8 protein-coding genes and 2 pseudogenes are annotated in these 6,437 nt (G+C 40.7%); 6 read left to right on the top strand and 4 right to left on the bottom strand.

Annotation, left to right across the window (positions count from 1 at the left end):
* Positions 1-399: pseudogene (locus J0895_RS06210) on the top strand (photosystem II q(b) protein); the annotation flags it as partial.
* A 95-nt stretch (positions 400-494) separates the two neighbouring features.
* Here the strand turns inward: J0895_RS06210 and J0895_RS25725 are convergent.
* Both J0895_RS25725 and J0895_RS25720 read right to left on the bottom strand, forming a co-directional pair.
* The gene (locus J0895_RS25725; RefSeq protein ID WP_242541094.1) at positions 495-1,058 is read right to left on the bottom strand and encodes a hypothetical protein; all 564 of its coding nucleotides are present in this window, start codon (positions 1,056-1,058) and stop codon (positions 495-497) included.
* Between the two features lie 63 nt (positions 1,059-1,121).
* Positions 1,122-1,886 carry a helix-turn-helix domain-containing protein gene (locus J0895_RS25720; protein ID WP_242541093.1) on the bottom strand — a complete coding sequence of 255 codons (765 nt, stop codon included), beginning with the start codon at positions 1,884-1,886 and terminating at the stop codon, positions 1,122-1,124.
* 204 nt (positions 1,887-2,090) lie between these two features.
* On the opposite strand from J0895_RS25720, the gene J0895_RS06200 reads away from it, so the two are divergent.
* The 4 genes from J0895_RS06200 (at position 2,091) to J0895_RS06185 (ending at position 4,642) form a co-directional block, all read left to right on the top strand.
* On the top strand, positions 2,091-2,318 hold the full coding sequence (locus J0895_RS06200; RefSeq protein WP_207087242.1) for a hypothetical protein: 228 nt from the start codon (positions 2,091-2,093) through the stop codon (positions 2,316-2,318).
* Positions 2,319-2,473: 155 nt separating this feature from the next.
* Positions 2,474-3,853, top strand: coding sequence for a hypothetical protein (locus J0895_RS06195; RefSeq protein WP_207087241.1), 1,380 nt, complete (start codon positions 2,474-2,476; stop codon positions 3,851-3,853).
* A 302-nt stretch (positions 3,854-4,155) separates the two neighbouring features.
* Entirely contained in the window at positions 4,156-4,398 is a 243-nt protein-coding gene (locus tag J0895_RS06190; RefSeq protein WP_207087240.1) for a DUF4160 domain-containing protein, read from the top strand.
* Positions 4,373-4,642: a DUF2442 domain-containing protein gene (locus J0895_RS06185; protein WP_207087239.1), complete on the top strand. Its 270-nt coding sequence runs from the start codon at positions 4,373-4,375 to the stop codon at positions 4,640-4,642. Before J0895_RS06190 ends, J0895_RS06185 begins: the two co-directional genes overlap by 26 nt.
* A 324-nt stretch (positions 4,643-4,966) precedes the next feature.
* Here J0895_RS06185 and J0895_RS26690 read toward each other — a convergent pair whose 3' ends face one another.
* On the bottom strand, positions 4,967-5,179 hold the full coding sequence (locus J0895_RS26690) for a hypothetical protein (protein WP_340643465.1): 213 nt from the start codon (positions 5,177-5,179) through the stop codon (positions 4,967-4,969).
* Positions 5,180-5,358: 179 nt separating this feature from the next.
* Entirely contained in the window at positions 5,359-5,733 is a 375-nt protein-coding gene (locus tag J0895_RS06175; RefSeq protein ID WP_207087237.1) for a DUF433 domain-containing protein, read from the bottom strand.
* Positions 5,734-6,096: 363 nt separating this feature from the next.
* Between J0895_RS06175 and J0895_RS06170 the strand changes: the two are divergent.
* Positions 6,097-6,437, top strand: a pseudogene (locus J0895_RS06170) (photosystem II q(b) protein); the annotation flags it as partial.

The following is a 6,437-nucleotide window of genomic DNA, read 5'->3' as shown; positions in this document are numbered from 1 at the left end:
GAAACCGAATCTCAAAACTACGGTTACAAATTCGGTCAAGAAGAAGAAACCTACAACATTGTCGCCGCTCACGGTTACTTTGGTCGTTTAATCTTCCAATATGCTTCCTTTAACAACAGCCGTTCCTTGCACTTCTTCTTAGCTGCTTGGCCCGTTGTGGGTATCTGGTTCACCGCTTTGGGTGTTTCCACGATGGCTTTCAACTTGAACGGATTTAACTTCAACCAGTCCATCATCGACTCTACGGGTCGTGTTGTGAATACCTGGGCTGATGTTATTAACCGCGCTAACCTGGGTATGGAAGTGATGCACGAGCGTAATGCTCATAACTTCCCCCTTGATTTGGCTGCTGGCGAAGCGACTCCGGTTGCTTTGACGGCTCCTTCTATCAATGGTTAATCTGACTTTTGAATAAAAAAAGCGCCTCCAAATTGGGGGCGTTTTTTTTGTGTTTTAATCAGCTTGAATTCAATAATTTAATAAAACCGAATTACTTAGGTTAATTGAGACTGAATATAATATTGAAAGACCGGATTGAGGCGGAACCGACATCCCGATTCAACGGGCAGTTTTTCCACTAAACCGCGTCGGGTTAAAGATTGGATACCTTGCCAAAATTCAGATTTAGATAATCCACTTTCGGCGGGGTGCGGAGAAATCGCGATCGCTTCCCCTTGAAGCGCTAACCAGCCACTCACGGTTTTCTCGGCATCAGACAACCGTTCTAAATGAGCTAACAATAAGGGTTCTAAGTCACCTAAAAATAATTCAGTTGGATTAGATGAAAATAAGGAAAGGTTTCCGTTAAAAAGTTCCAGGATAGTGGAAGCCATAATATTTAACCAGCAAGGATGACCTTGATAAAGGCGAATTAAGTCTTCCCATTGGTTCTCATCATTCAAGCCTTTATCTTTCAGGATTTGTTTAGCTGATTCTGCTTCTAAACCTGTGATGTGTAAGCTCCTCAGAGGTCGTTTTTCCGCTTCTAAAGTCGCCAGTTCTCTGGGATTTTCCCAACTCAGGAGGATGACACAACTGGAGTGAGATGAAGTGACCATTTGTTTAAAGAATTTGCCATAATCTTCATATTCGGCTAGATATTGACCGGCTATTTGACCGCTTTAAAATAGATTCTGGACATCATCCAGGATGATTAAACAACGAAATGAACGCAAATATTCGATAAGTGTAGCGCAAGGGTTGGGTTGTGATTGGGAAAAGAATTGGTAGAGTTCGGTTTGTAAGGTAGAGAAGGGGGGAGGATTCTCAAGACTCCGCCAAATAATGTAATCAAATTCGGTTTGAATGTCTTGAATCAATTTGACAGTGAGGGCGCTTTTGCCAATTCCACTTAAACCGTAGAGAGTAATCAAGCGCATACCCGCTTCTAACATCCATTGTTTGAGGATGGATTCTTCCGCAGGACGAGGGTAATAATCGGTTAACTCTGGTGCGTCGGTTAAGTCGATGATGGTGGGTTGATTTTTGCTGGGAGGCGAGTTGGAGTTGGAGGGCGATCGGTATCTAGCATCTTCTGGATATTGCCGGTTTTCAGAACAGATATTTATATGACTATCAATATAACCACTAACTATGGGTGAAGAGTGTCCATAATTATAAATATTAGAGATCGCTTTTCGTTCTAAAATGGAGCGAGCATTTGCCTTGTGGATATTTTCTCCTAACAGTTCTGATAAAGTCTGCCATAATTCCGCAGCGATATTTTTAATATGAGACTTACTGCGATGACATTTTTTAGCAATCTCCTCATATTTTAACCCTTGCCAAGCGCCTTCTAGGATAGCCGATTGCACAGAATCAAGGTGTTTTTCTGTATTGGTAAATACAATGTCATCCGCCCATTGCAACAGTTCCTCAGTAGTCATAGATTTTGTTAGGGTTGAAGTCTTAGCTTAAGCATTTCTTAATGTATCGTACTTTTTCGTACTTTGACAAGTATCCCCTCCATGAATTGATAAAAAACTTTACAACCATCCTGACTTTACCGTACTTTTGGGGGGTTGTCAGAGCTAAAAGGATCTTAGATAATGAAGACAGTTTTTTCGTGAAGTACATTCCAGAGAAAAACTATGCAAAAAGCAATCACATTTTTTTCGGCCTCAATATTAATGGTTATGCTGCTTTTCAGCAATGTTGTTCCTGCATGGGCTAGTTCATCTTTTAACCCAATACATAATATTGCTGTCAGTCAGACATATATGGCAAACTCTCAGTCCGATCAAGTTCAAAAACATTTAATTCTTGAGAAGCGAATTTGTCGATATGTTGATGGACAAAAAAGATGTTGGGACGATTAATTTGATGGATCAATAATTATTTACAGGCCAAGTATGAACAAAAAATTGATACTTGGATTGGCTGAATAAAAATTAAAAATTAAAAACGTTAAAAACTCATCTAACACCAGGTTAATATATTTTATTAATCCTTAAACCGATACTGGAGTATTTTCATGGCTTTGTTCAAATCATCCCCTGAATTTGAATTGCAATTGATTAAAAAAATAGAAGAGAGTGACGAAAATGCAAAAAAAATAATAGACAAATTTAAAGCCTCATCATGTTCTATCCAAGAAGAACCTGAGTTTTTAGAAAAAATTAGCTTAGATGAATTAGTTGATTATTGTAATTTCAATCGTCAGGAAAATACTAATATTAGGCAATTAGCTATTCTTAGGGAAAAGTCTCCCGAAGAAGAACCCAAAGGTCAATGTTTAACTCTGGCGTTTGTAGATGAAAATAATAATCTGGTTTGCCTTCCCAGTGGTGTTCCTGTAGTACGGAAGATTATTGTTAAAAATTTAGACAAAAAATTAAGTGATTTTTTGCGCGATCGCGATTTCAGTCTGGTTGAGTTAAAACAAACAAACATCATCGTAAAAGCGATTAAGATAGCGAGTATTATCATTTGGACTCTAGTGATTTTACTGGTGTTACTCCCATTACTGGGACGCTTGATTATGACTCAAGCTTTAGCTGCTGAATTAAATCCGCCTCCATCCTTGGAAATTACGCCAAATATGGTGGCATTTTGGGGTTCAGACAACCAACGAGCTTTTGACAAAGCTCGTCAAACAGCCTATAAAGAGGCTCAAGAATATGCAGAACACGAATTAGATAAATGGGAATCTGAATTAATTAAGCGCCTAGATACCGATTTTTTAGATTGGTATTTTAATTATTTTAATCAAAGAACACAAGAACTTCTAATTTTTTTAGACTATTTAGGTGAAATGGCAATTACAAGATTTGACCCGTCTATAGTTGACGATAGAATTAAAGACCGCATCATTGCCAATATTCATCGGGAATTTGCTCGTCGCGTTGTCAATTCAAAATCAGCAGAAAGTAAATTCAAGACGATTCTGATTGATACAACTGATTTGTATTTAAATCAACTATCTAAGCAACTGAAAAATGTTTCTAAAAAATATAAAATTACCCAGTCTGACTGGCCGGAATATTTAGAAGGAATTAAGGTAAGACTAGAAAATGAACAAGGAAATCAAACATTGGCCGTTGAAATTATAGGCGCAGGAAGTTATTTGGCAATTAAAGCGGGTAGTAAAGTTGCAGCTAAAGCCGCTAGTAAAGTTGCAGCAGGCTTTCTTTCCAGTTCAATAGCATCTATAATTGATCCTGCTGTCGGTCTGGGATTAATTGCCTTCGATTATTGGGATTATACCAATGGAGTTGCAAAAGATAAACCGCGTCTGCGTGAGGATCTAGTTGAGTCTCTACATCAAATTAAAAAGACTCTTTTAACGGATTATGAGTTTGGTGTGATGTCTGCGGTTAATGAATTAGATGAAAAAATCACAGATAGCCTTTAAAGTTAATGTTGTGCGATCGCACCAATAAGATTGCATAGAAAGCGGGTTTTCAAAAAAACCCGCTTTCTATGCTGCCTATAGTCTGATAGAAGAAGGAGGCGCGACTCCCGAAAAGCGATCGCTCCTATAGAATCGCCCCCAGAGGAGTTTCTCTCAATGCAGGTTTCAGGTGAAATTTCCAGGTTTTAGCTGGAACTGCTATAATCGACTTTAATGACCGACAAAGGGCGCTTGAGTGAGACTATTCCTGACCAACTTGGATAAATCTGATTCAATATCTGATGAGAAACTGACCTCAACCCATGCCAACCGTCTTAAGATTTGAAGCCTATCGCTTTTATTTTTATAGCCATGAACCCAACGAACCACCCCATATTCATATTGATAGAGATAATCTCTCCGCGAAATTCTGGCTATCTCCGATATCTTTAGCGAAAAATATCGGGTTTAATGCTAAAGAATTAAGAAAAATAGAATCCCTGGTGGAATCGAATCAACAAAATTTTTTGGAGGCTTGGCATGAATATTTTGACAGTTCAAACTGATATTCGGGTGAAAAATGTTCTCATCCATGAAGATGCTTTTAGTGTTGAATTAATGGATGGACGCACTCTCACCGTTCCTTTAGCTTGGTTCCCTCGACTTTTAAAAGCTACTCCCGAACAGTTAGAAAAATGGGTGATTTGTGGCGGGGGTTATGGGATTCACTGGGAAGAAATCGATGAGGATCTTAGTACCGAAGGATTATTACGCGGTGCTCCGGCTCCTCGGAATCAAGCGCGAGCATAAGCCAAGAAACTGGGTTGTTTCAAAAAAATCCGGGGTTCTTCAGGACTTCTGTTGATAAAATAAACTTATCACCATAAGTCCTGAGAGCCTAGTTAATGGGGTGCGATCGCCCCAATAAGATTGCCAAGAAACCGGGTTTTCAAAAAAACCCGGTTTCTATGCTGCTTATAGTCTGATAGAAGAAGGAGGCGCGACTCCCGAAAAGCGATCGCTTCTATAGAATCGCCCCCAAAGGAGTTTCTCTCCTTAACATTCTCTGGGTCTATCCGTGAACCATCGCCCCTCTAATGGCGATCGCACCTTAGCCACAATCTCAACCCCACTTTATGGGATGAAAAGCCGACTTACGCCCATATAAACATCAATATCAATCACAATTTCCACCAGACGAACTGCACAACGCTGCCGATATTCTGAGTCATTCAACAAGCGGTCAGCATCACTAATGGTAATCACGGGGAGTGATGTAAAAGTCATCTCCTCCCGCATCACTTGTTCCAGAGAGTTTTCGCCTTTCATACTCCGATTGGCTGTCAACAAAATCATATGATTTGACTGAGCCAACTGCCAAACTATCCGATCATCACTATTGATTGAAAGGCCAACTTCCTCAAAAGTGATAAATCGAATAACCACCCAATCTAGCCAGCCACTACTCACCATACTTCCCGACAGAAGGATCGCGTGTCCTCTTAAATTATGATCGACTAAAAAATTCATGGCTGAGACCGAAACTTTGCTTTGGCTGCTTGAAGTTTTGCCCGAATCTCTTCTTGACCTGGTTTCGGTGGCATTGCGGCAATTCTAGCAATTAGATCCCGATTTTTTTCTTCATAATACAGTCGCAGTTCTTCCGCTTCCTGAAGCACCTGATGATACTCCGCTTCAACCAGAGGACGATTGGCCTCAATATAAGCTAAAGCCGCGTTAATTTGTTCTTCGGTTAGGTCAAATAATCCCCTGATAAACTTAGGGGGATATTCAGCCGTCACATAGTCCATAATGTCGTAGAGAGTAATCCTTGTACCGGCGATGGTCAGTCCTCGTTCTGTCCGGATAATCCCTGTTTGTTCCTTAGATAGGTTTGTCATGATTTTCCCAACAATCTGTTTGCTAAAAGTTATTGACAGTTTAACTCCAACTATTAATCTGTCGCCAATTCTGTGAAAGGTCGTTTACTGGGATGATGGAACCCTAAAACCAGATTAGTTTGATAAATTCCCGCAGCGAGTCAATCCTTTGGGACTTATGCATTTCCTTTCACTGTAGGTAGAGTTTAATTGAGTAAGTCCTGCGTAAGTCCTGTCCGGTTGACTCGGAACCCCACAGTGATAACCCCTACTTATGTCCCTCATCAGGATTACTGTAGCGCCAACCCCTTTACAAACCGTTACAAAAGCATTAATCTAAAAACATCATAACTACCTCGACAAACCAATAGCAATCATAAAACTATGACCACCACTTTACAGCAGCGCGAAAGCGCTAATCTGTGGGACCGCTTTTGCGAGTGGGTCGCCTCCACCGAAAACCGCCTTTATATCGGCTGGTTCGGCGTGTTGATGATCCCCACCCTCTTAAGCGCCACTGTCTGCTTCATCATCGCTTTCATCGCGGCACCCCCCGTTGACATCGATGGTATTCGCGAACCCGTTGCCGGTTCTTTACTGTACGGAAACAACATCATCTCTGGTGCAGTTGTTCCTTCGAGTAATGCGATCGGTTTGCACTTCTACCCAATTTGGGAAGCAGCCAGCTTGGATGAGTGGCTCTACAATGGTGGCCCTTACCAGCT

Origin of the sequence: Phormidium pseudopriestleyi FRX01, assembly GCF_017313335.1 — a bacterium.
Classification (GTDB): Bacteria; Cyanobacteriota; Cyanobacteriia; order Cyanobacteriales; family Laspinemataceae; genus Laspinema; species Laspinema pseudopriestleyi.
Note: the sequence above shows the minus strand (reverse complement) of the source record. Positions and strands in the feature narration are given on the sequence as shown.

Coding starts and splice junctions, on each gene's coding strand:
- J0895_RS06200 (WP_207087242.1), top strand. CDS start 2,091: ATGCAAAAAGCAATCACATTTTTTTCGGCCTCAATATTAATGGTTATG.
- J0895_RS06195 (WP_207087241.1), top strand. CDS start 2,474: ATGGCTTTGTTCAAATCATCCCCTGAATTTGAATTGCAATTGATTAAA.
- J0895_RS06175 (WP_207087237.1), bottom strand. CDS start 5,733: ATGACAAACCTATCTAAGGAACAAACAGGGATTATCCGGACAGAACGA.
- J0895_RS06185 (WP_207087239.1), top strand. CDS start 4,373: ATGAATATTTTGACAGTTCAAACTGATATTCGGGTGAAAAATGTTCTC.
- J0895_RS25720 (WP_242541093.1), bottom strand. CDS start 1,886: ATGACTACTGAGGAACTGTTGCAATGGGCGGATGACATTGTATTTACC.
- J0895_RS06190 (WP_207087240.1), top strand. CDS start 4,156: ATGCCAACCGTCTTAAGATTTGAAGCCTATCGCTTTTATTTTTATAGC.
- J0895_RS25725 (WP_242541094.1), bottom strand. CDS start 1,058: ATGGTCACTTCATCTCACTCCAGTTGTGTCATCCTCCTGAGTTGGGAA.